We start from the raw sequence: 24,968 nt of genomic DNA on the forward strand, positions 1-24,968 counted from the left end.
CTCCACGCACATACTTCAGAGGGGTTCCCTGGTCACCTGAACGTGAGTGCGAGGAGCCCCCAGGGCAGCCCGTACCCTGGGGTCATGAGTTCTGCGAGTCCCGGAATCACGCCCGCCGGCAGTCCGACGATCACCGAGTCCGGTGTGCCGGCAGGTGGCAAACGTGTCCTGCTCGCCAAGCCACGCGGCTACTGCGCGGGTGTCGACCGCGCGGTCATCGCCGTCGAAAAGGCACTCGAGCTCTACGGCGCACCGGTCTACGTGCGCAAGGAGATCGTGCACAACCGGCACGTGGTGGAGACCCTGCGCGAACGCGGGGTGATCTTCGTCGACGAGACCTCCGAGGTGCCGGAAGGCGAACTGGTGGTGTTCTCCGCGCACGGCGTCTCCCCCGCGGTGCACGCCGAGGCGGCCGAGCGCAACCTGCGGACCATCGACGCGACCTGCCCGCTCGTGACGAAGGTGCACAAGGAAGTCAACCGGTTCGCGAAGGACGACTACGACATCCTGCTGATCGGCCACGAAGGCCACGAAGAGGTCGAAGGCACCGCCGGCGAGGCTCCCGACAAGGTGCAGCTCGTCGACACCGCCGAGGACGTCGACAAGGTCGAGGTCCGTGACCCGTCGAAAGTCATCTGGCTGTCGCAGACCACCCTTTCGGTGGACGAGACCATGGAGCGCGTCGATCAGCTGCGGGACAAGTTCCCCGGCTTGGCCGACCCGCCCAGCGACGACATCTGCTACGCCACCACGAACCGTCAGGTCGCGGTCAAGGCCATGGCCGCCGAGTGCGACCTGGTGCTGGTGGTCGGCTCGACGAACTCGTCCAACTCGAAGCGGCTGGTCGAGGTCGCGCTGAAGGCGGGGGCGCGCGCGTCGCACCTGGTCGACTTCGCGCACGAGGTCGACGAAGCGTGGCTCGAAGGCGTCGAGACCGTCGGCGTCACCAGCGGCGCTTCGGTGCCGGAGGTGCTGGTGATGGACCTGCTGGCGTGGCTGGCCGAGCGTGGCTGGGACAACGTCGACGAGGTCACCACGGCCAACGAGAAGATCGCGTTCGCGCTGCCGCACGAGCTGCGCAAGGCCGCGAAGGCCTGACGCCCGCTACGCGAAAGGGCCGTCCGAGGAGTTGCCCGGGCGGCCCTTTTCGCTGGTCAGCGCGCTAGGTGGTAGCAAAGGTCCCTTGCTTCACCGCTCGTCGTCCCACGGGCGGCGGCGGGGCGGCTGCCCTCCGCGGCGCGGATCGTCCGCGCGCGGCGGACGGCGGCGCGGGGCACCGGGGGCGCTTTCGCCGCGGGGATCGCGACGGCGCGGTTCGCCGTCTTCCGGCGGACGCGGCCGCCGGGGCTGACGTCCCGGCGGCGGCGGTTTGCGGGCGCCGGGTTCGGCGTCGCGGCGGGGACGTCGCTCGTCGTCGACCGGGCGGCGGCGGGGCGGCGCACCGTCACGCGGAGCACCGCGGCGGGAAGGCGGGGGCGGCGTCTGGCCGGTCCGGGACGCGGGGCGGCCACGGCCCGGCGCGGCGGGACGGGCGGCGGGCTTGCCCTCGTCGCGACGCTCGGGTTTGGTACCCGGCTTCACCTTCACCGGAGCGTTGGGATCGCGCTCGCGGTAGATCCGGAAGATGCCGATCGCCAAGGTGACGCCGGTGGTGATGGCCATCGTCGGGAAGCCGTTGATCAGCGGCGTGCCGACGTCGAAGGCTCTCGATAGCAGGTCAGTGCCCTTGCCGCCGTCCGAGGTCAGGAGGATGACCCCCGGGACGGTCACGGCGAGGACCAGGGGCGGCTGCACCATCGGGCCGAACAGCCCGCGGCGCTGGACGGCCACCACGGCGGCCACCGCGCCGAGCGCGTAGCACGCCTTGAACAGCAGGCCCAGGTCCTTCTGCATCATCATGTCGACGAAGGCGCCAAGGATGGCGAGCCCGAAGCCCACCAGGACGGCCGCCCACCAGGGCAGCCCCCGCCTGGCGCCGACGAGCGGACGCTCGTCCCAGGCAACGGGGACGTCGTCGGCATCAGGATCGCTCTGGCGATCGCGAATCGCGGTCACAGGCCCCACCGTATATCCAAGCTACGGGCATACCGCCAACAGGCGGTGTGTCTATCGCCTGGTAGTGGTCACTCCGGACCACCCGGACGGACTGTCCGGGTGCTTACCGGAAGTACTACGAGTGAAGGACCCACAAGGTTGCCGGGCGGGCCGGAACGGAGCTCGCGATTCCGGAAGTCGCAGGTCAGGCGGTGCGGTCCGCATCCGGCCCGTGAGTGGTCAGGACGAGTGTCGAGGGTCCGGACAAGGTGGCGTGGTACTCCAGGCTCGGCCGGTGAGGGACAAACGTCTTCGCCCCTCGCGTCACGCGGGATTTCGTGAAGGGCCCCTTCACTACCTTCAGGGTAGGCAAGGAGGCCTTCACGACCGAACGAGCCCGCCGCTCCCGCCGGCTCGGACACGCCACCTTTGCCCCTGGTGAGAACCGTCCCGAGCATCACGAGGCCGGGAGTTCGTCCGTCTTCCTGATCAGCGGGACCGGCGCCGGGCTGCCCGCGGCGTCGGTCAGCGGCGAGACCGTGCTCCGGAAGCTCTCGAGCGCCTCCAGCTCCCGCCGCCGGGCCGAGATGAAGCGCTGCAGGTGGGTGCTCGACAGGTTCAGCGCGTCGACCGCGTTGCCCGCGGCCCGGTGCGCGGCCGCGGCGCCCGCCCGGACCTGCTCGACGTCCTCGACCAGCGCCCGTTCGGTCGCGGCGAACAGCGCGGCGGACGCCAGTACGGCGAACCCCGTCGGCCCGCAGAGAAAGACCCGCCGGTCCAGCATCCAACGCAGCAGTTCCGGGTCGGTGTCCAGCGCGGCGACCACGGCCGCGTCGGACGGGACGAACATGATCGTCCCGTAGATCGCGTCGGCCCAGCGCTGGTAGCCCTTGCCAGCCAGCTCGGCCGCCCGCGACCGGAGCTGCCGGACGTGGACGCGCAGCGCGTCCAGCCGTTCTTCGGGGTCGTCGGTCTCGACGGCCTCGGCCCAGCAGGCCATGCTCGCCTTCGCGTCCACCGGCACGGTCCGGCCGCCGCCGACCCGCAGAACCATGTCCGGTTTCGCGGCGCCGCCGCCCGCCAGGTCCGTTTGCAGCGTGAAGTGCAGCTCCTCGCGGAGCCCGAGCGCTCGTGCGGTCTCCAGGAGGACCTGCTCGCCCAGCTCGCCCCGGCCGCTGATCGAGGCGAACGCGACCTCGTACCGGCGCAGCGCGAGCTGCTGCTGATCGGCCTTCGCCCGCTCGGCGGCGACCTGTTTCGCCGCCGCGTCCGCCCTCCGCATGCCGTCGTTGTACAGCCGCCACAACAGCGCGACGGCCGCGAGCAGCAGCAACGCGAGCACGACGGCCGCGGTGGTGATCACCGTCGCCACCGGTACCTCCCCTCCGGATCCGAGTCGGGGACATCATGGCGGAACCCACCGACAAGAATGGAACGGCGCGGTCGCGCTCCGTATCTGACCTGCGCCGTCCCCGGCGTGTCGGAAAGCGCAGTGCCGTCAAGGGCGCGCCTCCCCTCTCCGGCCGGTGCGCGGCCCTACCTTGGGCTGCGTGAAGCTCCTGCACACGTCCGACTGGCATATCGGCCGTACCTTCCACGGCGCCGATCTGCTCGCCGAGCAGGAAACCGTGCTCGGCCATCTCGCCGATCTCGTGGCCGCCGAGTCGGTCGACGTCGTGCTCGTGTCCGGCGACATCTACGACCGCGCGGTGCCCTCGGCGGAGGCCGTCCGCGTGGCCACGACCGCGCTGGGCAGGATCCGTCAGGCCGGCGCGGCACTGGTGATGACACCGGGCAACCACGACTCCGCGCCGCGGCTGGGCGCGTTCGCCGAGTTCGCCGCGGCGGGCGGGCTGCACCTGCGCGCCACGATCGACGGGCTCGCCGAGCCGGTGCTGCTGTCCGACGAGCACGGCGAGGTCGCGCTCTACGGGATCCCGTATCTCGAACCGGAGCCCGCGCGTCACGCCCTTGGCGTACCCGAGGCCCGCGGCCACACCGGCGTCCTCACCGAGGCGATGCGGCGGGTCCGGGCGGATCTCGCGGGACGGCCGTCCGGAACGCGTTCGGTGGTGCTCGCGCACGCCTTCGTCACCGGCGGCGAACCGACCGAATCCGAGCGGACCATCGCGGTCGGCGGCGTCGAACAGGTGCCGGGTTCGGTGTTCGACGGCGTCGACTACGTCGCACTCGGCCACCTCCACGGCCCGCAGACCCTCGCCGAGCACCTGCGCTATTCGGGCAGCCCGCTGGCGTACTCGTTTTCCGAGACGCGCCAACGGAAATCGGTCTGGCTGGTGGAACTCGGCGCCGATGGGCTCGCCGAGGTCCGGCGCCACGAACTACCGGTGCCGCGCCACCTCGCGATGCTGCGGGGCGAGCTGGCGGATCTCCTTTCCGATCCGGAGCACGACGGCCTCACCGAACACTTCCTCTCCTTCACGGTCACCGACCGGGTCCGCCCGATCGACGCCATGCGCAAGCTGCGTGAGCGGTTTCCCTACGCGGTGCACATGGACTGGCAGCCGGAAGGCGGGCACGACGGTGCCGCGCTGAAGTACGCCGAAGCCGTCCGCGGGCGATCCGACGTCGAGATCACCCGGAGTTTCCTGGAGGACTGCCGCGGATCCGCGCCGTCGGAGAGCGAAGAGCGGCTGGTGCTGGCGGCGCTGGGCGCGGCGGGCAGGGAGCGCGAAGTATGAGGTTGCACCGGTTGGAGGTCGCCGCTTTCGGTCCGTACGCGGGCCGCGAGGTGGTGGACTTCGACGTGCTCGGCGCCGATGGGCTGTTCCTGCTGCACGGTGACACCGGAGCGGGGAAGACGACCCTGCTCGACGCGATCGCGTTCGCGTTGTTCGGCACCGTCCCCGGCGCGCGGGGCGAGGTCAAACGGCTGCGCTGCGACCTCGCCGAGCCCGACCAGGTCACCGAGGTCGTCCTGGAACTGACCGTGCAGGGGCAGCGGATGCGGATCGCGCGCAACCCCGAGTACCAGCGACCGAAGCGCCGTGGCGAAGGAATGACCGTCCAGCAGGCGAAGGCGGTGCTGAGCTGGGTCGGCACCGTACCCGCCGGACACGTGGCCGAGGGCATCACGCGGATCGACGAGGTCGCGCGCACGGTCGAGCGGCTCATCGGCATGACGCACGAGCAGTTCTTCCAGGTGGTCTTGCTGCCGCAGGGCGAATTCGCGCGGTTCCTGCGCGCGAACACGGCCGAACGCGAGGAGCTGCTGGAGCGGCTGTTCGGCACCGAGCGCTTCTCCGACGTCGAGAACTGGTTCGCGAATCTGCGTGCCGAACGCGGCCGCGAGTTGCAGGCGCGGCAGCAGACGCTTCGGGAGTGGGTCGCGCGGTTCGCGCAGGTCGCGGGGCAGGAGGCGCCCGAGGAAGGGCAGGCCGAGTGGGTCGGGGAGGTGCTCGCCGAGTCGGCACGGCGCGTCGCCGAGGCCCAGGAACGCGACACGAAGGCTCGGACGGCGGCCAAGAAGGCTGAAGCGGTCTGGCAGGAGAACCGGTCCACCGCCGAACGGATCCGCCGGGTGCGCACCGCGTACACGCGGTTGTCGGTGATCGCCGAGCAGGCGGGCCAGCGTGCGGAGTGGGCGGAAGAAGTCGAGGCGGCGCATCGTGCGGCGGGTGTCGTCGCGGAGGCGGATCTCCTCGAGCGCAGGCTGGATCAGCTCGCGGAGGCCGAAGCCGCCGAGGCGCTCCGGGCTCGGGAAGTGCCGGACGCGGTGGAGAGTTCGGCAGCCGAGCTTCGCGCTCGCGCCGGCGGGTTGCGGGAAGAAGCGGGCGCGCTCGCCGAACTCGTGGCGGAAAGCGAGCAGCAGCAACGGGATCTGGTCAGCCGCGATCAGCTGAACGCCGCCGCTGAGAAGGCGAAGAAGCAGGCCGAGGACTTCGCCGCCGAGCTCGGCGCGGCGCCGGAGAAGGTCTCGGCTTTGCGGGCCGAAGCGGCCGCTGCCGCCGAAGCCGAAGCGAAGCTCGACGGCGCCCGCGCTCGTGTCGACGAGCTGACCGCGCTGGTTCGTGACGCCGAAGAGGTGCCCAGGACACGACAGGCCGTCGAGCGGGCACGCGCGGCGGTCAGCGAGGCCGTGGACGGCCATCAGCAGGCCCGTCAGCACCGGCTGGATCTGCGGGAACGGCGTCTCGAAGGAATGGCGGCCGAACTCGCCGCCGGTCTTCACCCGGGCGAAGACTGCCCGGTCTGCGGCGCGACGGAGCATCCGTCGCCGGCGACGCACACCGGCGGCTTGGTCGACCCCGAGGACGAGCGCCGCGCCGAAGCCGCGGAGCAGCAGGCGCACGCGCGGCGCGAGAAGGCGAAAGCCGCGATGCAGGAAGCCGAAAACCGCCTGACCGTCCTGATCGAGCGGCTGGGCGAGCACACCGAGGAGACATTGCGGGCCGGGCTCGCCGAGGCGCGCGACCTGGTCGCGACGCTGTCGGAGACGGCTCGCCGAAAGCCCGCTCTCGAGACGCGGCTCCTCGAACTGGAACGGAAGATCGAGCAGCTGACCGAACAGCGCGGGGCGGCCGAACGCCGCGCGGTCGAGGTGGCGACCGAGGTGCGCGGGCTGGCCGAGCGGCTGGCCGAGCGCGAACGCCGGTTGGAGGCCGCGCGCGGTGAGTTCGCCGACGTCGCCACCCGGCGGCGTCATCTGCTCGGCTTCGCGACCCGCCTCGACGCGTTGGCCGAAGCGCGGCTGACCGTCGCGGGTGCCCGCGAGCGCCGTGACGAGCAAGCGAAACTGGTCAAGGAAGCGTTGCGGGCAAAGGGTTTCGCGGACCTCGACGAGATGCGCGCCGCGGCGCGGCCGGACGAGCAGATCATGAAACTGGAAGCCAGCCTCGCCGACGCGAACGTGATGGAGCGGGCCGCCCGCGAGGAACTCGCGCAGCCCGAGTTGTTCGGCATCTCGCCGGAGGACGAGATCGACGTCGCCGCTTCGGCGGACACGGCGCAGGACACGCGAGCCGAGGCCGAGCAGGCCTTCGCGGCGCTGCGGACGGCGAAGACGCGGCACACGGACCTGACCGGGCTGGCCGAGCGGATGACGTCCTTGATGGCGGAACTGGCGCCGGTCGAAGAGGAGTATCTCGAACTGAAGGCGCTGGCCGAGGTGGTCAACGGTCGTGGGCAGAACGCGCGGAAGATGTCGCTGCGCTCGTACGTCCTCGCCGCGAGGCTGGAGGAGGTCGCGGTCGCGGCGACGGCCCGCCTGCGGACGATGAGCCAAGGCCGCTACTCCTTCGTGCATTCCGACGCGGCCGGGGCGCGGGGCACCCGCGGCGGGCTCGGCCTCGACGTGCTCGACGACTACTCCGGCACCATCCGGCCCGCGAAGACGCTTTCGGGCGGCGAATCCTTCCTCGCGTCACTCTCGCTGGCACTGGGCCTCGCTGACGTCGTCGCCGCCGAAACCGGCGGAGCGCTGCTGGACACGCTGTTCATCGACGAGGGCTTCGGCACGCTGGACGCCGAGACGCTCGACATCGTCATGAACATCCTCGACGAGCTTCGCGCCGGCGGTCGCGTGGTCGGGCTGGTCTCGCACGTGGAGGAACTGCGGCAGCGGATCCCGACGAGGCTGCGGATCCGGAAGTCGCGTACGGGCTCTTCGGTGGAGATCCATGCCGCCTGACCCTGCCGCCCCGTGCTATGAAAGGCCCCTTCATTGCAAAATTTGCAATGAAGGGGCCTTTCATAGCACTTGCGTGAGGAGGTCAGGCCGCTTCGTGCGTCAGCAGCCATTGCTTCGCCGGGACACCCCACCGGAAGTTCCCCACGCCGCCGCCGGTCCGCACCACCCGGTGGCACGGCACGAACAGCGCCGCCGCGTTCTTCGCGCACGCCGACGCGGCCGCCCGCACCGCCGCCGGATTCCCCGCCAGCGCCGCGTACTCCGCATAGCTGACCGGTTCGCCCGCGGGCACCTTCCGCAGGATTTCCCAAGCGTGCTCCCGGAAAGCGCCGGACCGCTGCCGAACCTCGATATCGGCGACGGCGTCCAGTTCGCCGTCGTGGTAGCGGCGGATCGCGGTGCTCACCGGGCCCAGGTCCCGTCGCTGCTTCACTTCGCCAGGGGTGAGGGAAGGCGAGATCAGCGGCGTCAGTTCGACGACGTCGCCGGTCCAGCCCGAGGCGAGCACGGCCCCGTCGCCCGCCACCACGGCGGTGAACGGGCCGATCTTGGTGTCCATTGTGGACCAGTACGCGATGCTCATCATTCTCCCTTTTCGGCGCGCCACAAGTACATGCCGGCGTACGAGGACCAGGGCTGCCAGGCCCGTCCGCGTTCGGCCAGCGTCGTTTCGTCGTCGGTGATGCCCAGCGCCGCCGCTCCACGGCGCAGCGCCGGGTCACCGGTCAGCAGGACGTCCGGCGCGCCCAGCACGCGCATCAGGACGTAGTCCGCGGTCCCCGGCCCGATTCCCGGGACGTCCAGCAGTTCCGCCCGCAGCTCCCCGGGATCGCGGCCGACGTGGACCGCCACCCCGTCCGCCAGCGCGCGGGCCACCGCGGCCACTCGTTCCGGGCCGTGTTCGGCGACCTGGGCCGCCGTCGGGAACAGCGTGGTCAGCCCTTCCAGCGACTCGTCGCAGCTGGGCAGGCGTTCACCGAGAGCGTCGGCGAGCGACGCCGCCTCAGCGGGGGACAGCATCGCGCGCAGCACGAACTCGTCGCCGTCGACGGTGCCGGGTACCCGGATGCCGGGGATCGCCTCGACCAGCGGCGCGAGGGCGGGGTCGGCCCCGAGGACCCGCGCGACCGCCTCGGGATCGGCGTCGAGGTCGAGCAGCCGCCGCACCCTGGCCACCGCGCTGCTCAGGTCGCGCAGGTCGGTGAGCCGCAGGTCGCAGCGAACGTGGTCGTCCTTCGCCGTCAGCCACACGACGCCGGGGCCGTGCGCGAGCCGCAGCGTGCGCCCGTAGCCGGTCACTCCGGAATCGTCGCGTGTCACGTGCTCGACGCCGGGGACGGCCTGGTCGGCCAGGAAGTCCAGCACCCCGGCCGCGTCGAACGGCTTGCGGAACGGCAGCCGCAGGCTCAACCGTGTCCCGGTCGGCAGCTCCTCGGCCTTACGACGGCGCAGGCTCGCGGCGCGAAGCTGTGAAGGCGTCGTCGCGAAGACCTCCCGGATCGTCTCGTTGAACTGGCGGACGCTGGAGAAGCCCGCGGCGAACGCGACGTCGGTCAGCGGGAGGCCGGACATCTCGATCAGCAGCCGCGCCGAGTGCGCCCGGTGGGCCCTCGCCAGGGCCAGCGGCCCGGCACCGAGCTCCGCGGTGAGGACGCGGCCGAGCTGCCGTTCGGAATAGCCGAGCCGCCGCGCGAGCCCCGGGACGCCGTCGCGTTCGACGGTCCCGTCCGAGATGAGCCGCATCGCCCGTGCGGCGAGGTCGGCCCGGATGTCCCAGTCGGGGGAGCCGGGGACGGCGTCGGGCAGGCAGCGGCGGCAGGCGCGGAAGCCGTTGGCCTGCGCGGCCGCCGACGTCGGGTAGAAGCGGACGTTCTGCTGCTTCGGCGTCGACGCGGGGCAGGACGGACGGCAGTAGATCCCAGTGGTGGCGACGGCCATGATGAACTGGCCGTCGAACCGGGAATCACGGGCGGCGACGGCGCGGTAACACCGTTCGGCGTCGCGCCAGACGGCCCGTTCGGCCAGGGTCTGCTCGGTCATGACATCGATCGTGCCACCAGGTCGGAGGCACGGCTGGCGGAAATCCGACACGGCGATCAAGGCCTCGGCGGATGGGGCGGCGGGCGGCACGTAGACTTCTGGCCCGTGAGTCTCACCCTCGGCATCGTCGGCCTGCCCAACGTCGGCAAGTCCACCCTGTTCAACGCGCTGACCCGCAACGACGTGCTCGCGGCGAACTACCCGTTCGCCACGATCGAGCCCAACGTCGGCGTCGTCCCGCTGCCGGATCCGCGGCTGGACAAGCTCGCCGAGGTCTTCGGCTCCGAGCGGACCGTGCCCGCCGTCGTGTCCTTTGTGGACATCGCGGGGATCGTGAAGGGTGCCTCCGAGGGCGCAGGCCTCGGCAACAAGTTCCTCGCGAACATCCGCGAGGCCAACGCGATCTGCCAGGTCATCCGCGTGTTCGACGACCCGGACGTGATCCACGTCGACGGCCGCATCGACCCCGGCAGCGACATCGAGACGATCAACACCGAGCTGATCCTCGCCGACCTGCAGACCCTGGAGAAGGCGCTGCCGCGGCTGGAGAAGGAAGCGCGGACGAAGAAGGAGAACAAGCCCGCGCTCGACAACGCCCAGAAGGCGAAGGAGATCCTCGACGCCGGGCGGACCCTCTTCCAGGCGCAGAAGGAGGTCGACTTCGAGGCCCTGCGCGAGCTGAGCCTGCTCACCACGAAGCCGTTCCTCTACGTCTTCAACGCCGACGAAGGCATCCTGACCGACGAGTCGCGCCGCGAGGAGCTGGCCAAGCTGGTCGCCCCGGCCGACGCGGTGTTCCTCGACGCCAAGGTCGAAGCCGAACTGCTCGAACTGGACGACGAGGAGTCCGTGCGCGAGCTGCTGGAGTCCGTCGGCCAGCACGAGCCCGGTCTCTACTCGCTGGCGCGCGCCGGCTTCCACACCCTCGGCCTGCAGACGTACCTGACCGCGGGGCCCAAGGAGTCACGCGCCTGGACGATCCCGCAGGGCGCGACCGCCCCGCAGGCCGCGGGCGTCATCCACACCGACTTCGAGCGCGGCTTCATCAAGGCCGAGGTCGTGTCCTTCGCCGATCTGATCGAGCACGGCTCCATGGCCGCCGCCCGGTCGGCGGGCAAGGTGCGCATGGAGGGCAAGGACTACGTCATGGCCGACGGGGACGTCGTGGAGTTCCGCTTCAACGTCTGATCGGTCGGGGTGCAACTCGGGCCCGCGGTTCGCTGCATGGAGTGACTGTTCGGTGTTCGGTATTGGCCGAACACCGAACAGTGTGGAGCATATGGTCGTGGACTTGCTTCCCTCGACGGCTTCGACTCGGCTCGTCAGCCTGCCGTGCACCTGTGTGAAGATCTCACTTCTTCAGGGTGTCGAGGTTCGCCGACAATCTTGAGCCTGGTGTGCATCGGAGAGCCGTGGTGTGCCGCGATGCCGGATCGGCGACGAAACGATCCGAGTTCAGAGTCGTCAGGAACAGCTCGGGCGCGACCTCGGTATGGAACGCTGGTCTGCGTGCTGATCGCCGACCGGATCCTGCTGTCCGAAGTCATGGCTTCGCTGTCCGCCGTCCGTCCGGTCTTCCATTCGGAGGCCGACTTTCAGTTCGCCTTCGCGCAAACACTTGCCGGACTGGCGCCCGAGCTGAAGATCCGACTCGAAATGCGACAGCCCGGCGACCGGCGTGAATTCGTGGATCTCGTGTGCTCAGGCGCCAGGAGGACGCTGGTGGAGTTCAAGTACGCCACCGCCCGATGGGCAGGCGAGCAGGGGGCGGACGCTGAGTGGTTCTCGCTTCGCGACCACACCGCCATGGATCTGGTCCGCAGGAATTTCGTGTTCGACGTATCGCGTTTGGAGCGGTTCGTCGAGAATGGTTGGGGCGACGACGGTCTCGCCATTCTGCTCAGTAATGTTCCGGGTCTCTGGAACCCGCCCGGGTCGAGGCTGACGCGAGACGCCCAATACCGTCTGCACGAAGGGGCGGTCCTGACAGGCAAGCTCCACTGGGGCACCGAGGTCGCCCCGGCACCTGCCAGCGACCGCACGCTGCGCGGCCGCTATGAAGCGAGATGGACGGATTACACCGATCTTACTGGAGACCGCGGGAAGTTTCGCTGGCTCGCTTGGCGCGTCGAGAGCCAGGCGTCGGTGAGTGGTGAGAACGGTTGGAACCCAATGTCACGTGCCTAAGTTGATCTTGGGCGGGGTTGACGGGGGGTGAAGGCTCCCTTCGCTGTGTCTGATGCGACGAAGGGGGCGCCTTCGGTCCTGGTCGTGGGTCGGGTTGGTCGTGGGTCGGGTTGGTCGTGAGTGGCGTTTCGGGTTCTAACCCGAAACGCCACTCACGACCCCTTCGTGCAATCGCCTATCCGGGCATCAGTCGGACATTGAGTCAGCGAAAAGTGTCCTTAGTGGACACCCAGGGGCGCGGTCGGCTCCTGTCGGCCAGGGCAACCGAGCGCGTGCCCTGCGACAATCCTCACCACTCACGACACCTCACTACTTCCGCAGTAGGCTGTACGCCGCCGAGCCGATCAGCTCCAGCGAAACCTGAAGCCGCTCAAGGGAAACGTTGTCCTTGATGGTGTCTTCCGGCGTGTGGTAGGTCGGCTCCAGCAGCGCCGGGCCGGATTCGCCGCGCCAGCTGAAGTTGCCCGAAGCGATCCCGCGCTCGAAGAACGGCACGTGGTCGCTCGAACCGCGCGCCACCGGGCCCTTGACCCGCGGGTCGTAGCCGAGCCGCTTGGCGGCGGCGTTGACGGCGGCGGTCGTGGCGTTGTCGGCGCCGTCGACCGAAAGCAGCCAGTAGGTGATCGCCGGGTCCCAGCTGGTGGCGACCATGTCGTTCTGGAAACAGCCCGCGATCCGCTTGGCTTCCGGGTCGGACAGGTTCTTGACGTAGTGCCGCGAACCGATCAGCCCGTACTCCTCCGAGCCCCACAGCGCGAACCGCAGCGTCTTGTTCGTCGGCAGGTATCGCAGGACACGCGCCAGTTCCAGGCAGAGCACGGTGCCGCTGCCGTCGTCGTTGGCGCCGGGGGAGCCGGGGACGCTGTCGTAGTGCGCGGTCACCATGACCACGCCGTCGTCCTTGCCGGGGAACGTGGCCGGCCGCTCGGCGATGACGTTGTACGACGTCAGGTTCTTGTGGTGGGTGGCCGTCGCCTTCACCGTGACCGAGCCCTTGGCGAGCCGTTCGCGCAGGCGCTCCACCTGCACCTGGGCCAGGCCGAGCACCGGAATGGTGACCGGGGTGGCGAGCGTCGGGGAGAACGCGGACAGCTTCCGTGCCGGGTCGGCGCCGATCCGGCCGAGCAGCACGGCGTCCGCTCCGCGCTGCGCGGCCATCAGGTACGCGTCGGCCTTGTTGGCCACGGCGGCGATCAGCACGATCTTGCCGGTCAGATCGTCGGGCAGCGTGCTGCCGTCACCGGCGTCGACGACGACGGCCTCGCGCGTGACGTCCTGCGCGCCCTGCGGCGACGAGCCGGTCTGCCAGCTGTCGCGCCCGATCGACAGGCTGCCCAGGAACTTGTCGGCGATCGGGAACGGCTGCAGCGTGACCTGGTAGCGCAGGTCCCGAAGCACCTTCGCGATGTAGTCCTTGGCTCGCAGTTCGCCTTCGGTGCCGGCGATCCGAGGACCGATCTTGTCGCTGAGCACCCGCAGGTGCTCCAGCGCCCGCCGCGACCGCACTCGCGCGACCACCGGGTAGTCGCCGAATTCCAGCGACGGCGGGAACTGCGCGCCCGGACGTTGCTGCGTGGCCGCGGCGGCGGTGCCGGGGTTCAGCCCGATCGTCGCCGCGCCCGCCAGTGCCACCGCGCCCGCGAGCACCTCACGTCTGCGCAGACCTGCCATGGAACACCCCTCACTTCTCGAAGAAACTCGTTCGAGTAGCTAAGAGTCACGGGGCCGCCGGGGCAACCTCCGATCGTCCCCTTTTTCCGGTTCACCGCACGGCGACCCGGCGCACTGGATTTCGAGACCACCGGCCCGGAAGCGGCATTCGCGGCTCCGCGGGTTTGCGCAGGGACGAGTGCTACCAGAGTGGTATCATCGGCGAATGGCCATGACCCTGAGGTTGAACGACGAGCAGGAGCGCGCTCTCGCCCTGCTGGCGGAGGCCGACGGCGTGAGCAAGCACGAAGCCACCGTTCGCGCCATCACCGAGGCCGCCGCGCGCCGCGTCCGCGACGATCGTGTCCGTGCGCTGTCCCGGAACGGCCGCGAGCGTTACGCCGCTCTGCTCGACCGTCTCGCTCAGTGATCGAGTACCTGACCGTCGAAGATCTCCTGGCGCTCGCGGAGGATCTCCGTGTGCCCAAGATCCGCGATCTCGGGCTGCTCGACTCCGCCGCGCACCGGCCGCAGGCTTCGTTGATGGGGCGGGACGCCTATCCGACGCTGCACGAGAAGGCGGCAGTACTGCTGGAGTCGGTCGTGCGCAACCATCCGCTCGTCGACGGGAACAAACGGCTGTCCTGGATGGCGACGTTCGTCTTCTACGGTCTGAACGGCTACGACCTCGACGCGCCGGAAGACGACGCGTACGACCTGGTGATCGCGATGTCGGTCGGTTCGCGCTCGTACCAGGACGCCGCGGTCGAACTGGCGGCGTGGGCGAAGGTAACTTCGGACGGGTGAAGCCGTTGAGTCCCGACATGTTCGCGCCCGGCTGCCCGTCGAACCTGACCCCGTTCAGGATCGGCGACAAATGGGCGGGCCTGGTCGTGCTGTGCCTGGAAGAAGGGCCGCGCCGATTCTCCGAGCTGCGGGTGCCCTTGAGGGGAGTCACGCCGAAGGTCCTCACGGAGACCCTGAGGGCGCTGGAGCGCGACGGCATGATCACGCGGACGGTGTACGACGAGACGCCGCCGCGGGTGGAATACGAGCTCACCTCGCTCGGCCGGACGTTGTTCGAGCCGATGGAGGCATGCCGTGAATGGGCGGCGAAGCACCTTCCGGAGCTGGTCGCCGCCCGCGAGGCCTACTCGGGCTAGAAGGAGCTAGCCGAGCAGGCCGAGCACGACGATCGTCAGCAGCGTGATGGCGGCGGCGAACGTGGTCACCCAGGCGCGCTGGGCGGCGGTGATGGAGGCATTGTTCACGGCGGTTCCCCGGGGGAGAGAAGCGACAGGTCCGCCCGGAACAGCGCGTTGATCAGGCTTCGCGTTACCTGCCGGATGCCGGTGTGACCAAGATCACTGATCGTGCTGGTGATGCCGATCGCGCGCCGTGTACCAGAGCACTCCGGCGGCGGCCGCCACCATCGCGCCGAACGCCGAGAACCCCACCACGATCGCTTGCGTCATCACTCGTCCTTTCTCGTTGTGTCCCTACCGGGATGACGTCCGAGAAGCGGAGTCGTGGCGCGATCGTCGCGGACGTCACATGCCGTCGAGTACCCCGTCGATCTGCGACGCGAGCGAGAAGTCCTTCTCCGTCAGCCCGCCGGCGGAGTGCGTGCTGAGCCGGAACGTCACCGTCCGCCAGCGGATGTCGATGTCGGGATGGTGGTCGGCCGCCTCCGCCAATTCGGCCACCTTGTCCACCGCTTCGATGGCCTTGGGGAAGCTCGGCAGCTTCGCCGTCCGCTCGATCGTCACGCCGTCGCGGGTCCACCCGGAGAGCTTGGTCACGGCTTCGTCGGCCTGCTGGTCGTTCAAGATTTCCGCCATGACTCCATGGTGGTACGCCGTCGGCTACGCTGCACGTTTGCCACGGGTCCCCCCTTGAAGAACGCAGGAGGCTAGATGAAACGCGCCCTCCGCACGGTCGTTGCGGCAGGCACGGTGGCCGCCCTCGTCGCGGGCTGCTCGCTCTCCGGGAACACGGGGAACGACCCGCAGGCGCCGGCGACGGTCACGCTCGTGACACACGACTCGTGGCTCGCCCCGCAGGAGGTCCTCGACGCGTTCGAGCGGCAGTCCGGGATCAAGATCTCCGTGCTCAAACAGGGGGACGCGGGCGCGCTGACCAACAAACTGGTGCTGACCAAGGCGAACCCGATCGGGGACGTCGCGTACGGCATCGACTCGACGTTCGCCTCGCGCGCGCTCACCGAGGGCGTTTTCGAGCAGTACACCAGCCCGGAGGCCGATCGAGGCCCGCAGCGCTACTCCGTCGACCCCGAGCACCGGCTCTCCGCGGTCGACCTCGGCGACGTCTGCGTCAACATCGACACCCGGTACTTCGCGGACAAGGGGATCCCGGAGCCGAAGTCGTTCGCGGACCTGGCCGACGCCAAGTACAAGGACCTGATGGTCGCCGAGAGCCCCGCGACGTCGTCGCCCGGCCTGGCGTTCCTGCTCGGCACCGTCGCCCAGTTCGGCGAGGAGGGCTGGCAGGGGTACTGGACACAGCTGAAGGCCAACGGGCTCAAGACGGTCAGCGGCTGGGAAGAGGCCTACCAAAAGGAATTCTCCGGTTCCTCGGGCAAGGGTCCGCGCCCGATCGTCGTCTCCTATGCCTCTTCGCCCGCCGCCGAGATCGGTGACGACGGCAAGCCGCGCACGAAGGCACTGCTGGACACCTGCTACCGCCAGGTCGAGTACGCGGGGGTGCTGAAGGGCGGCAAGCAGGTCGAGAAGGCCCGCAAGGTCGTGGATTTCCTGCTGTCCCAGCAGTTCCAGGTGACGGTGGCGAGCAACATGTACGTGTACCCGGCCCGTCAGGGCGTCGAGCTCCCGCAGGGCTGGGCACAGGCCGCGCCGCAGCCGCAGCAGCCGAAGACGCTCGAACCGGCCAAGATCCAGGCCGGGCGCGAGCAGTGGATCGCCCAGTGGCGCACTCTTCTAGAGGGCTGAGTACTTCCAGGCTGACTTCCCGGGGAGCCGGGCTGGCCGCACTCGCCGTGCTGCCGCTCGGCTTCCTCGTGGTGTTCTTCGCCTGGCCGGTCGCGGCGATCGTCGCGCGCGGATTCGGCTCCGGCGGGGTCGGCACGGCCATCGGTGACCCGCTGACCTGGAAGCTCGCCGGATTCACCGTCGCCAGTGCCGGGGTTTCGACGATCGTGGCGGTGCTGGCGGGCCTGCCGGTCGCGTTCCTGCTCGCGCGGGTGCGGCTGCCGGGGGTTTCGCTGGTCCGGACGCTCGTGCTGGTGCCGTTCGTGCTGCCGACCGTCGTGGTCGGCCTGGCGTTCCGCGCCCTCTGGCCCGACGGCGGCCTGCTGCCCCTGGTGCTGGCGAACGCCTTCTTCAACGTCGCCGTCGTCGCACGCACGGTTTCCGGGCTGTGGAGCCATCTCGATCCGCGCACCGTGGACGCGGCGCGGGCACTCGGCGCGTCGCCGTGGCGTGCCTTCCGCTCGGTGACGCTGCCCGCGCTCGCCCCGGCCGTCGCGTCTTCGGCCGCGGTGGTGTTCCTGTTCTGTGCCACCAGTTTCGGTGTCGTGCTCATCCTCGGCGGGGCGAAGTACCGCACCCTGGAGACCGAGATCTACCTGCGCACGGTCGAACTGCTCGACCTCTCCGGCGCGGCCGCGTTGTCGCTGGTGCAGTTCGCCGCCGTCGTCGCCGCGCTGGTCGTCGGCACGCTGGCGAGGCGGCGCCGGGAGAACGCGGTCCGGCTGCGTTCGCGGAGCGAGACCGCGCGGCGACCGAGGGGTGGCGAGTGGTGGGCGGTGTCCGCCGGGCTCGCGGTGGTCGCGCTCCTGATGACGCCGATCGTGGCGTTGCTGGTCGAGTCAGTGTCCACTTCGGACGGCTGGAGCCTCGCCGGGTACGAAGCGCTCGCCGGGCACGGCTCCCGAGGCACCCTTCAGGTTTCCGGCTGGGACGCGGCGTCGATGTCGCTACGGACGGCGTTCGACGCGACGACGCTCGCGATGATCGTCGGTGTGCTGGCCTCTGTCGTGCTGGTGGCGTTGCGCCGCACGCCGGGCAGGCTGGCCAGGGGCATGGGCGAGACGATGGACGCCGCGCTGATGCTGCCGCTGGGTGTGTCCGCGGTGACCGTCGGTTTCGGCTATCTCGTCACGCTCGACGCGCTCCCCGGCGACTTGCGGACGTCTCCGCTGCTGGTGCCGCTCGCGCAGGCGCTGGTGATCATCCCGCTGATCGTGCGGATGGTGCTGCCGGTGCTGCGGTCGGTCGACGTCCGGCTGCGGCAGGCCGCGTCGACGCTCGGCGCGAGCCCCGGCCGGGTGTGGCGGGAGATCGATCTCCCGCTGACGGCGCGTTCGCTGGTCGCGGCGGCCGGATTCGGTTACGTGGTCGCGCTCGGCGAGTTCGGCGCGACGAGCTTCCTGGCCAGGCCGGACGCGCCGACGTTGCCGGTCGCCGTCGCGACGCTGATCTCGCGGCCGGGGGAGCTGAACAACCAGATGGCCTACGCGGCCTGCGCGCTGCTCATGATCGTGACCGTGGTGGCGGTGGTGCTGATCGACCGGTTCGGCGCGGTCCGCGGGCAGAATTCGGTAGGGGAGTTCTAGTGTCGCTGTCGGTACGGGATCTGACCGTCCACTATGGATCCTTCGCGGCGGTGAAGGACGCCGGGCTGGACATCGCCGACGGCGAGGTGCTGGCGTTGCTCGGCCCGTCCGGTTCGGGGAAGTCGACGCTGCTGCGGGCGATCACCGGCCTGGAGCCGCTGACGTCGGGCACCGTGCGGTGGGACGGCGAGGACCTCTCCGGTGTCCCGGTGCACCGGCGGGGGTTCGGGCTGGTGTTCCAGGACGGGCAGCTGTTCCCGCACAAGGACGTCACCGCCAACATCGCGTTCGGGCTGCGGATGCACGACGTCCCCCGCGCCGAGCACGCCGGACGGATCCGGGCGCTGCTCGATCTGGTCGGCCTGGCCGGTTACGAGCGGCGGAGGGTGACCGAGCTGTCCGGCGGGCAGGCGCAGCGGGTGGCGCTGGCCCGCGCGCTCGCGCCGGAACCGCGGTTGCTGCTGCTGGACGAACCACTGTCCGGTTTGGACGCCGGGCTGCGCGAACAGCTGGCGATCGACCTCGCGGCCCTGTTACGGCGCAGCAAGATCACCGCGCTGCTGGTCACGCACGATCAGGAGGAGGCGTTCACGCTCGCCGACCGGGTCGCCGTGCTCGACGACGGTGAGATCCGGCAGGAGGGCGCGGTACGCCGCGTCTGGCGGCAGCCGGTGGACGAGGACGTGGCGCGTTTCCTCGGGGTGACCACCTTCGTCGACGGCGAGGCGTCGGGCGGGACGGTGCGGACCGTGCTCGGCGAGGTCACGCTGCCCGACGTCGAGGACGGCGCGGTGCGGCTGGGCCTGAGGCCGCACGGTCTGCGGGTCGCCCCGGAAGGTGTCGAGGGCGAGGTCGTAGCGGTGGTGCACCGGCGGGAGCACGTGCGGCTCGTGGTAGCTCCCGGCGGGGATCTGTCCACTGTGGACGCGGTCGCGCCGGTCGCCGCCGATCTGCGCCCCGGTGACACCGTGTGCCTCGCGCTGGACCCGGACGGCGTCGCCCGGCTCCCGCTAACGCTCGGGGGAACGGGCGACGATGACCGGGCATAGCGCGTACGAAAGCACCTGCTGGCTGGTCGACCCGAGCAGCATCCCGGCGAATCCGCCCCGGCCACGGGTACCGACCACGAGGAGCTGAGCACGGTCGGCGTATCCGAGCAACACTTCAGCCGGCTTCCCTCGGGTGACGACGCGCTCGACCGAGACGTCCGGATACCGGCCTTGCCAGCCGGCGAGCCGCTCGGCCAGCACTTCGCTCTCGCGCTCCTCGATGTCGCTGGCGTTGTACGTCCACTCTGTTTCGTCGAACAGTGCCGACGGGAGGACGTCGTCCCAGGTGTGGACCGCGACCAGCGGCGCGTCGCGCCTTGAAGCCTGTTCGAAGGCGAGCGCCAGCGCGGCATCGCCGGTGTGCGAGCCGTCGACACCGACCACGACCTGGCCTTCCGTGGGCGGGTCGTCCTCGGCTACGTGAGAGCGCACCACCGCGACCGGGCACTTCGCGTGCGCCGCGAGGGCGATCGACACCGAGCCGACCAGCAGCCTGCCCAGCGGACGGATCTGTTCCGGGCCGAGCACCAGCAGGCCGGCGTCCTCCGACATCGCCAGCAACGCCTGCGCCGGCTTCTCGTGACGCAGGTCCAGAGCGACCTTCAGGGAAGGTTCCACCTTCCGTGCCACGTCTTCGGCCTCGCGGAGCAGGCGGTGTCCTCGCATCTCCGCCATTTCCGCGAGCTCTTCGCGCGTCGGCAAGGGTTGTGGATACTCCAGGGAGTCCTTGTCGAACGCGAGTACCAGCCGGAGTCCGGCCCCTCGGCGACGCGCTTCCGCCGCCGCCCAGCGGACGGCCAGTAGCGAGGACGCGTTTCCGTCGACCCCGGCGACCACGGGCCTGTCCGCTTGCTCGTTCACGACGATTCGCTCCTTACCTCGGACAGTGCGTCAACACGACTATGTGCCTTCGCGCGGCGTCGGCGGCAGATCCGGACGGCTCGGGTCGTCGGGACCAAATACCCGGAGTGGCGGGCGCCGAAACCTGGTGCCGCTTCGCGGTGCGTGAGGCCGGACAAGGCCTCACGCACCCGCGGGTCACTTGACGCGGACGACCTCTCCCTCACGGCGGCGCTGGCGGTAGTTGGTCATTTCCCGTTTGACGACCGGGGCGAGCAGGTAGAGCCCGATGATGTTGAACAGCGCGAGCAGGAACAGGACGGCGTCGGCGAAGTCCAGGACACTGCCGAGGGTGAGCACCGACCCCACCACCACGAACAGGCAGAACACCACGTGATAGAGCCGCTCACTGAGCGCGCTCTTGCCGAACAGGTAGGTCCAGGCCTTCTGTCCGTAGTAACCCCACGTGATGATGGTGGACACGGCGAAGAGCACCACGGCCACGGTGAGCACGTAGGGGAACCAAGGCAGCGCGCTGGCGAACGATTCGGAGGTGACCGTCACCCCGTCCGGGGTGGGGCCGCCCGCGGCCACGGTGGCCTTGGCGTCGGTCCAGAACTGGGTTTTGGCGATGATCACCGTCAGCGCGGTCATGGTGCACACGATCACGGTGTCGACGAACGGCTCGAGCAGAGCCACGTAACCTTCGGTGATCGGGTGCTTGGTCCGGACGGCGGAGTGCGCGATGGGGGCGGAGCCCAGACCGGCCTCGTTGGAGAACGCCGCACGCTGGAAACCCACGATCAGCGCGCCGATGGCGCCACCGGCCACACCTTCGGGAGCGAACGCGCCGCTGATGATCTCGCCGAAGGCGGCGGGCACCGAGGTGATGTTGGCGCCGATGACGACCAGGCAGGCGACCACGTAGACGATGCCCATGGTGGGCACGAGCTTGCTGGTCACCGCGCCGATGGACTTGATACCGCCGGCGATCACGAGGCCGACGAAGACGGCGAGTGCTATCCCGAAGATCAGGGCCGCGCCGTCGCCGCCGAGGAAGCCTTCGTCACCGCCGGTGACGTTGCGCAGCTGAGCGAAGCTCTGGTTGGCCTGGAACATGTTGCCGCCGGCGATGCCGAAGAACAGGATCATCACCGCCGCGCCCGCCGCGAGGATCTTGCCGAGAGTGCGTCCGCCCTTGGTGGGGAAGCGTTCGGCGATACCTCGGCGCAGGTAGTGCATCGGGCCGCCGGAAACGGTCCCGTCGGCGTGCACCTCGCGGTATTTCACCCCGAGCGTGCACTCGACGAACTTGGTGCACATGCCCAGGAGACCGCAGATGATCATCCAGAAGGTGGCACCGGCTCCGCCGATGGTGACCGCGACGCCGACACCGGCGATATTGCCGAGGCCGACCGTGCCGGACAGGGCCGAGCTGAGGGCCTGGAAGTGGGAGATCTCGCCGGGCTCGTCCGGGCGGGTGAACTGGCCGCGGGCGATCTGGGTGGCGAGGCGGAAGGCCCGGAACTGGACGAAGCCGAAGTAGACGGTGAAGGCGGCCGCGGCGACGACCAGCCAGGCGACGATCCAGGGGAAGGTGACGCCGAAGACGGTGACCTCGGCGAACACGAAGCCGGACACTGCGTCGGAGATCGGTTTGAACACGCTGTTGATCGTGTTCTCGATCCCCGACAGCATGCCACTTTCCGCGGCGAGCACCTGGTCGGATGCGGACAGGGGATGTGGCAGGGACCACGTTGTCTGGAACATGGGGGACAAGTCGACACAAACCGGACCGAGTGCACAAGGGTGTGGCCGATTAGTCTGTGGTTCGTTACCTGCTGACAGGGTTCCCTTAAGGTTGGCCCGGTGTCCGCTCGACCTCCGCGCTCAACTGAGCGCGGAGGTCGTGGATCCTTCAGCCGTCCCGGGTGGTCAGTCGCGCGTAGGCGATCGAGAGCCCGATGGCGATGTAGCAGGCAGCGCGCAGTGCCCCTTCGCCGAGCAACGCGGTGTCCACCGGGTCCATCAACACCGATGCGGGCGCCTGCGACCAGTTCTCGTTGAGCAGGAACGGATGCAGCCACGACACCGCGTCCAGGAAACCGAGGATGGTGAACACGATCGTCCCGGCCAGCACCGAGGCGACGACCAGCATCGGATGTTCGGTGAACGCCGAGATCGCGAGCGCGACCGCGCCGACCGCCCACAGTTGCAGGACCACCCACGCGGCCACGAGCAGGACGCGGCCCAGCGCGTCCCAGACGCTCAGCGTCGAGCCGGTGAGGGTGAACATCGAGTCGGTGCCGCTGATGAGCAGGCCGGTGACGAATCCGGTGAACGTCATGGCCAGTACGGCGATCGTCGAAACCGTCGCGACGCCGAACGCCTTGATCGCGAGCAGCCTGCCCCGGCCGACCGGCGCGATCAGCCAGCCGCGCAGCGTCCCGTGGGCCGCCTCGCCGGCGATCGCGTCCGCCCCGGCCATCGCCGAAGCGAGGGGGAGCAGCAACCCCAGTGTCATGGTCAGTGCCGCGACCGGCAGGATGAAGCCGTTGTTGACCGCGGAAGCGAGCAGCGCGCCATCCCGTCCGCCGCTCGTTTCCGAAGCGTCGACGAACGTCAGCGCGACCCCGATGATCACCGGGATCAACGCGAGCAGGCCCAGTACGGCGAGCGTGCGGGGCCGCCGGAAGATCCAGCGCAGTTCGGCGCGATACAGCCGGAGCAGGCCGACAGTGTCCTGCCCGGTCCGTGCCGCGGGTGCCGCGGCCAGAGCGTGGGTCACGACTCCCCCTCACCGTCTACAGTGGACTCCGGCTGGGTCAGCCGGGCGAACAGGTCTTCGAGTCCGGTCCGCGCCCTCGCCGCCTCGTGCACGGCCACTCCGGCCGTCACCAGATGACGCAGCACGTCGGGGGCTTCGGCGGCGGTCAGGTCGACGCGGACGCCGTCCGGCGTGAGCCTGCTGCCGATCCTGTTCTCCCGCAACGTCTCCACCGCTAGTTCGGCGTCCGGCGTCCGCACCAGCAGCGCCGCGTTCCCCGACTCCAGCAGTTCCGAGAGCTCGCCCTGGGCGATCACGTTCCCGGACTGGAGCACCGCGACGTGCGTGCAGGTCGCCTCGACCTCCGCCAGCAGATGCGACGACACCAGCACGGTGACGCCGTCGGCGTGCAGTTCGCCGATGATCCGGCGGATCTCCCTGGTGCCCGCCGGATCGAGGCCGTTCGTCGGCTCGTCGAGCACGACCATCCGCCTTGGCACGAGCAGCGCGCTCGCCAGCCCCATCCGCTGCTTCATCCCCAGCGAATAGCCCTTGTAGCGCCGGGTGGCGGCGCCGGTCAGGCCGACGCGCTCAAGCGCCGCGTCGACCGCTCCGGGGATTCCCGCCGAGGCCAGCCGCGGTTCGGCCGCGGCCACGCGCAGCAGGTTCTCCCGCCCGGAGAGAAAAGGGTGGAAACCCGGCCCCTCGACCAGCGCGCCGACATCGGGCAACGCGTGCGCCGCCTCGTCGGGCATCCGTTTGCCGAAGAGTTCGACCTCGCCCTCGGTCGGCCGCACGAGACCGAGCAGCATCCGGATGGTCGTCGTCTTGCCCGAACCGTTGGGGCCGAGCATCCCCAGCACGGCGCCTTCGGGGACGTCGAGATCGACGTGGTCCACGGCCACCGTACGGCCGTAGACCTTGCGCAGGCCCCTGGTGCGGGCCGCCATGGGTACCGCCGGAGCGGACGCCTCCTGGGAAGCGTCCGCTCCGGCTTCGAACGTGGTGGTCACTTCGCGGCCAAGGCCTCGAAGAGGACCTGCTCCGGCACCGCGCCGACGGCGTAGCGGCCGTCGTCGGTCAGTACGCCGGTGCCGACCTTGGTGGTCACCAGCCAGCCGCTGCCCCAGGCACCGCTGACCGGCTTGGCGAACCGTGAAAGCAGCGCCTTCGGGTCGACCTGGCGGCCCTGCTCGTCCTTGGCCTCGCCGGCCTTCGCCAGCGCGTCGGCCGGGATCTTGCCGGTGATCGCGGTGTCCCAGCCGTCGCCGACGACCTTGATCTCGGACTTCGCCTGCTCGGCCAGCTCACGGTTCTTCGGGTCGACCTCGGCCGTCTTCTCGGTCACCTTCGCGCCCTTGGGCGGGGTGAACTCGAAGTTCGACCCGGGCTGGGCCGCGAAGTTGATCTCGCTGAACGAAGCCTCGAACGCCGGGGCGGACGTGCCGTTGGCCAGCACCGTGACCCGCAGCGGCAGCCGGGTCTGGTCGTCGATCGCGACGCGGATCTCGCGCAGGAGCGTCCGCTCGGTCGGCTTCGGGGTCAGCACCAGTTCGTACGCGGCCCGGTTCGCCACCGAGGCCGTCCCGTCGACGGCGATCGTGCTGCTCTCGCGCACCTTGGCGAGCAGTTCCGAGGCGACCGAGGCCGGGTCGACGGTCTGGGCCTTGTCCTGGTGCTCCTTGGCCAGATCGGCCGGGATGGTCACCTTGGTGGCCGAGTTGTCCTTGGAGTCGTACTCCCAGACGGTCTGGCCGTTCCGGACGATGGTCTGCTGGCTGGAACCCTCGGTGAGCGAGATCTTGCTCTTGCCCGTGCCGTCGGTCGAAACCTGCGCCGAGTCGATGTTAAGCGCCGATACACCGGGCAGGGTGCTGCCGACCTGCGGCAGGCCGAGGTCGTTGCTGACCTTGACCTTCCCGTCGAACGCCGACGGCTTCGCGTTGAGCGTCGACCGCACCAGCTCTTCGGCGCTGACCTGCGGCAAGACGGGCGCGTCGCCCGCGGTGGCCGGCATCGCGACGACGACGAGCCCGCCGACGCCGAGAGCCGTCCCCACCACCGCCGCGGTGATGGCCTTCCTCTTCGGATCCATGCTGTCTCTCCCTGTTTCCCCGAACCCGGAGTGTGCTCGGGTCTTGGCGACAACGCTTCCCC

Annotated in this window: 22 protein-coding genes; 11 read left to right on the top strand and 11 right to left on the bottom strand. The window is 69.9% G+C overall.

Annotation, left to right across the window (positions count from 1 at the left end; genetic code table 11):
* Nucleotides 1–84: 84 nt before the first annotated feature.
* Nucleotides 85–1,098, top strand: a complete 1,014-nt coding sequence (locus AC0685_RS16290) for a 4-hydroxy-3-methylbut-2-enyl diphosphate reductase (RefSeq protein ID WP_061986082.1) — start codon at nucleotides 85–87, stop codon at nucleotides 1,096–1,098.
* 90 nt (nucleotides 1,099–1,188) lie between these two features.
* Here AC0685_RS16290 and AC0685_RS16295 read toward each other — a convergent pair whose 3' ends face one another.
* A complete protein-coding gene (locus AC0685_RS16295) occupies nucleotides 1,189–2,055 on the bottom strand; it encodes a DUF6542 domain-containing protein (protein WP_478226257.1) in 867 nt (288 codons plus the stop codon).
* Nucleotides 2,056–2,491: 436 nt separating this feature from the next.
* Nucleotides 2,492–3,406, bottom strand: a complete 915-nt coding sequence (gene rmuC, locus AC0685_RS16300) for a DNA recombination protein RmuC (protein ID WP_478226258.1) — start codon at nucleotides 3,404–3,406, stop codon at nucleotides 2,492–2,494.
* Between the two features lie 178 nt (nucleotides 3,407–3,584).
* On the opposite strand from rmuC, the gene AC0685_RS16305 reads away from it, so the two are divergent.
* Together AC0685_RS16305 and AC0685_RS16310 are read left to right on the top strand one after the other, a co-directional pair.
* Nucleotides 3,585–4,736: an exonuclease SbcCD subunit D gene (locus tag AC0685_RS16305; RefSeq protein WP_478226259.1), complete on the top strand. Its 1,152-nt coding sequence runs from the start codon at nucleotides 3,585–3,587 to the stop codon at nucleotides 4,734–4,736.
* Nucleotides 4,733–7,684, top strand: coding sequence for an AAA family ATPase (locus tag AC0685_RS16310; RefSeq protein ID WP_478226260.1), 2,952 nt, complete (start codon nucleotides 4,733–4,735; stop codon nucleotides 7,682–7,684). The genes AC0685_RS16305 and AC0685_RS16310 overlap by 4 nt, the downstream gene beginning before the upstream one ends.
* Nucleotides 7,685–7,766: 82 nt before the next feature.
* On the opposite strand, the gene AC0685_RS16315 is transcribed toward AC0685_RS16310, so the two are convergent.
* Entirely contained in the window at nucleotides 7,767–8,267 is a 501-nt protein-coding gene (locus tag AC0685_RS16315; protein WP_478226405.1) for a methylated-DNA--[protein]-cysteine S-methyltransferase, read from the bottom strand.
* A complete protein-coding gene (locus tag AC0685_RS16320; protein ID WP_478226261.1) occupies nucleotides 8,267–9,724 on the bottom strand; it encodes a DNA-3-methyladenine glycosylase 2 family protein in 1,458 nt (485 codons plus the stop codon). The genes AC0685_RS16315 and AC0685_RS16320 overlap by 1 nt, the downstream gene beginning before the upstream one ends.
* A 105-nt stretch (nucleotides 9,725–9,829) precedes the next feature.
* Here AC0685_RS16320 and ychF point away from each other — a divergent pair, with 105 nt between their 5' ends.
* Nucleotides 9,830–10,912, top strand: a complete 1,083-nt coding sequence (ychF, locus tag AC0685_RS16325) for a redox-regulated ATPase YchF (RefSeq protein ID WP_378443118.1) — start codon at nucleotides 9,830–9,832, stop codon at nucleotides 10,910–10,912.
* Nucleotides 10,913–11,233: 321 nt separating this feature from the next.
* Complete coding sequence (locus tag AC0685_RS16330) at nucleotides 11,234–11,911, top strand: hypothetical protein (protein WP_478226262.1); 678 nt, start codon at nucleotides 11,234–11,236, stop codon at nucleotides 11,909–11,911.
* A 309-nt stretch (nucleotides 11,912–12,220) separates the two neighbouring features.
* Here AC0685_RS16330 and AC0685_RS16335 read toward each other — a convergent pair whose 3' ends face one another.
* Nucleotides 12,221–13,582: a M20/M25/M40 family metallo-hydrolase gene (locus tag AC0685_RS16335; RefSeq protein ID WP_478226263.1), complete on the bottom strand. Its 1,362-nt coding sequence runs from the start codon at nucleotides 13,580–13,582 to the stop codon at nucleotides 12,221–12,223.
* Between the two features lie 205 nt (nucleotides 13,583–13,787).
* On the opposite strand from AC0685_RS16335, the gene AC0685_RS16340 reads away from it, so the two are divergent.
* From AC0685_RS16340 to AC0685_RS16350, 3 genes are read left to right on the top strand one after another with little or no spacing between them, the layout of a single operon-like run.
* Complete coding sequence (locus AC0685_RS16340) at nucleotides 13,788–13,991, top strand: CopG family transcriptional regulator (RefSeq protein ID WP_478226264.1); 204 nt, start codon at nucleotides 13,788–13,790, stop codon at nucleotides 13,989–13,991.
* Nucleotides 13,988–14,368 (top strand): type II toxin-antitoxin system death-on-curing family toxin, encoded by a 381-nt coding sequence (locus AC0685_RS16345; RefSeq protein ID WP_478226265.1) that lies wholly within the window; start codon nucleotides 13,988–13,990, stop codon nucleotides 14,366–14,368. The genes AC0685_RS16340 and AC0685_RS16345 overlap by 4 nt, the downstream gene beginning before the upstream one ends.
* 17 nt (nucleotides 14,369–14,385) lie before the next feature.
* The gene (locus AC0685_RS16350) at nucleotides 14,386–14,724 is read left to right on the top strand and encodes a winged helix-turn-helix transcriptional regulator (RefSeq protein WP_478226406.1); all 339 of its coding nucleotides are present in this window, start codon (nucleotides 14,386–14,388) and stop codon (nucleotides 14,722–14,724) included.
* 387 nt (nucleotides 14,725–15,111) lie between these two features.
* On the opposite strand, the gene AC0685_RS16355 is transcribed toward AC0685_RS16350, so the two are convergent.
* The gene (locus AC0685_RS16355) at nucleotides 15,112–15,402 is read right to left on the bottom strand and encodes a 4a-hydroxytetrahydrobiopterin dehydratase (protein WP_257484417.1); all 291 of its coding nucleotides are present in this window, start codon (nucleotides 15,400–15,402) and stop codon (nucleotides 15,112–15,114) included.
* A gap of 75 nt (nucleotides 15,403–15,477) precedes the next feature.
* On the opposite strand from AC0685_RS16355, the gene AC0685_RS16360 reads away from it, so the two are divergent.
* Genes AC0685_RS16360 through AC0685_RS16370 form a run of 3 tightly spaced genes read left to right on the top strand, consistent with a single transcriptional unit; the run spans nucleotide 15,478 to nucleotide 19,204 of the window.
* Nucleotides 15,478–16,530: a thiamine ABC transporter substrate-binding protein gene (locus tag AC0685_RS16360; RefSeq protein ID WP_478226266.1), complete on the top strand. Its 1,053-nt coding sequence runs from the start codon at nucleotides 15,478–15,480 to the stop codon at nucleotides 16,528–16,530.
* Nucleotides 16,506–18,155, top strand: coding sequence for an ABC transporter permease (locus AC0685_RS16365; RefSeq protein WP_478226267.1), 1,650 nt, complete (start codon nucleotides 16,506–16,508; stop codon nucleotides 18,153–18,155). The genes AC0685_RS16360 and AC0685_RS16365 overlap by 25 nt, the downstream gene beginning before the upstream one ends.
* On the top strand, nucleotides 18,155–19,204 hold the full coding sequence (locus AC0685_RS16370) for an ABC transporter ATP-binding protein (RefSeq protein ID WP_478226268.1): 1,050 nt from the start codon (nucleotides 18,155–18,157) through the stop codon (nucleotides 19,202–19,204). The genes AC0685_RS16365 and AC0685_RS16370 overlap by 1 nt, the downstream gene beginning before the upstream one ends.
* Here AC0685_RS16370 and AC0685_RS16375 read toward each other — a convergent pair.
* The 5 genes from AC0685_RS16375 to AC0685_RS16395 all read right to left on the bottom strand — a co-directional run bounded on the left by AC0685_RS16375 (nucleotide 19,166) and on the right by AC0685_RS16395 (nucleotide 24,906).
* The gene (locus tag AC0685_RS16375; protein ID WP_478226269.1) at nucleotides 19,166–20,065 is read right to left on the bottom strand and encodes a universal stress protein; all 900 of its coding nucleotides are present in this window, start codon (nucleotides 20,063–20,065) and stop codon (nucleotides 19,166–19,168) included. The genes AC0685_RS16370 and AC0685_RS16375 overlap by 39 nt on opposite strands.
* Before the next feature lie 177 nt (nucleotides 20,066–20,242).
* Nucleotides 20,243–21,814 (bottom strand): alanine/glycine:cation symporter family protein, encoded by a 1,572-nt coding sequence (locus tag AC0685_RS16380; RefSeq protein WP_478226270.1) that lies wholly within the window; start codon nucleotides 21,812–21,814, stop codon nucleotides 20,243–20,245.
* A 148-nt stretch (nucleotides 21,815–21,962) separates the two neighbouring features.
* Nucleotides 21,963–22,832, bottom strand: coding sequence for an ABC transporter permease (locus tag AC0685_RS16385; protein ID WP_478226271.1), 870 nt, complete (start codon nucleotides 22,830–22,832; stop codon nucleotides 21,963–21,965).
* The gene (locus AC0685_RS16390; RefSeq protein ID WP_034305294.1) at nucleotides 22,829–23,824 is read right to left on the bottom strand and encodes an ABC transporter ATP-binding protein; all 996 of its coding nucleotides are present in this window, start codon (nucleotides 23,822–23,824) and stop codon (nucleotides 22,829–22,831) included. Before AC0685_RS16390 ends, AC0685_RS16385 begins: the two co-directional genes overlap by 4 nt.
* Nucleotides 23,821–24,906 carry a LolA family protein gene (locus AC0685_RS16395; protein ID WP_478226272.1) on the bottom strand — a complete coding sequence of 362 codons (1,086 nt, stop codon included), beginning with the start codon at nucleotides 24,904–24,906 and terminating at the stop codon, nucleotides 23,821–23,823. Before AC0685_RS16395 ends, AC0685_RS16390 begins: the two co-directional genes overlap by 4 nt.
* Nucleotides 24,907–24,968 lie beyond the last annotated feature (62 nt).

This window comes from Amycolatopsis sp. NPDC043889 (assembly GCF_056435645.1).

Excerpts from the sequence above, each read along its gene's own strand:
- AC0685_RS16355 (WP_257484417.1), bottom strand. The coding sequence starts at position 15,402 with ATGGCGGAAATCTTGAACGACCAGCAGGCCGACGAAGCCGTGACCAAG.
- AC0685_RS16310 (WP_478226260.1), top strand. The coding sequence starts at position 4,733 with ATGAGGTTGCACCGGTTGGAGGTCGCCGCTTTCGGTCCGTACGCGGGC.
- AC0685_RS16335 (WP_478226263.1), bottom strand. The coding sequence starts at position 13,582 with ATGGCAGGTCTGCGCAGACGTGAGGTGCTCGCGGGCGCGGTGGCACTG.
- AC0685_RS16395 (WP_478226272.1), bottom strand. The coding sequence starts at position 24,906 with ATGGATCCGAAGAGGAAGGCCATCACCGCGGCGGTGGTGGGGACGGCT.
- AC0685_RS16340 (WP_478226264.1), top strand. The coding sequence starts at position 13,788 with ATGGCCATGACCCTGAGGTTGAACGACGAGCAGGAGCGCGCTCTCGCC.
- AC0685_RS16290 (WP_061986082.1), top strand. The coding sequence starts at position 85 with ATGAGTTCTGCGAGTCCCGGAATCACGCCCGCCGGCAGTCCGACGATC.
- AC0685_RS16350 (WP_478226406.1), top strand. The coding sequence starts at position 14,386 with ATGTTCGCGCCCGGCTGCCCGTCGAACCTGACCCCGTTCAGGATCGGC.
- AC0685_RS16380 (WP_478226270.1), bottom strand. The coding sequence starts at position 21,814 with ATGTTCCAGACAACGTGGTCCCTGCCACATCCCCTGTCCGCATCCGAC.
- AC0685_RS16320 (WP_478226261.1), bottom strand. The coding sequence starts at position 9,724 with ATGACCGAGCAGACCCTGGCCGAACGGGCCGTCTGGCGCGACGCCGAA.
- AC0685_RS16315 (WP_478226405.1), bottom strand. The coding sequence starts at position 8,267 with ATGAGCATCGCGTACTGGTCCACAATGGACACCAAGATCGGCCCGTTC.
- AC0685_RS16360 (WP_478226266.1), top strand. The coding sequence starts at position 15,478 with ATGAAACGCGCCCTCCGCACGGTCGTTGCGGCAGGCACGGTGGCCGCC.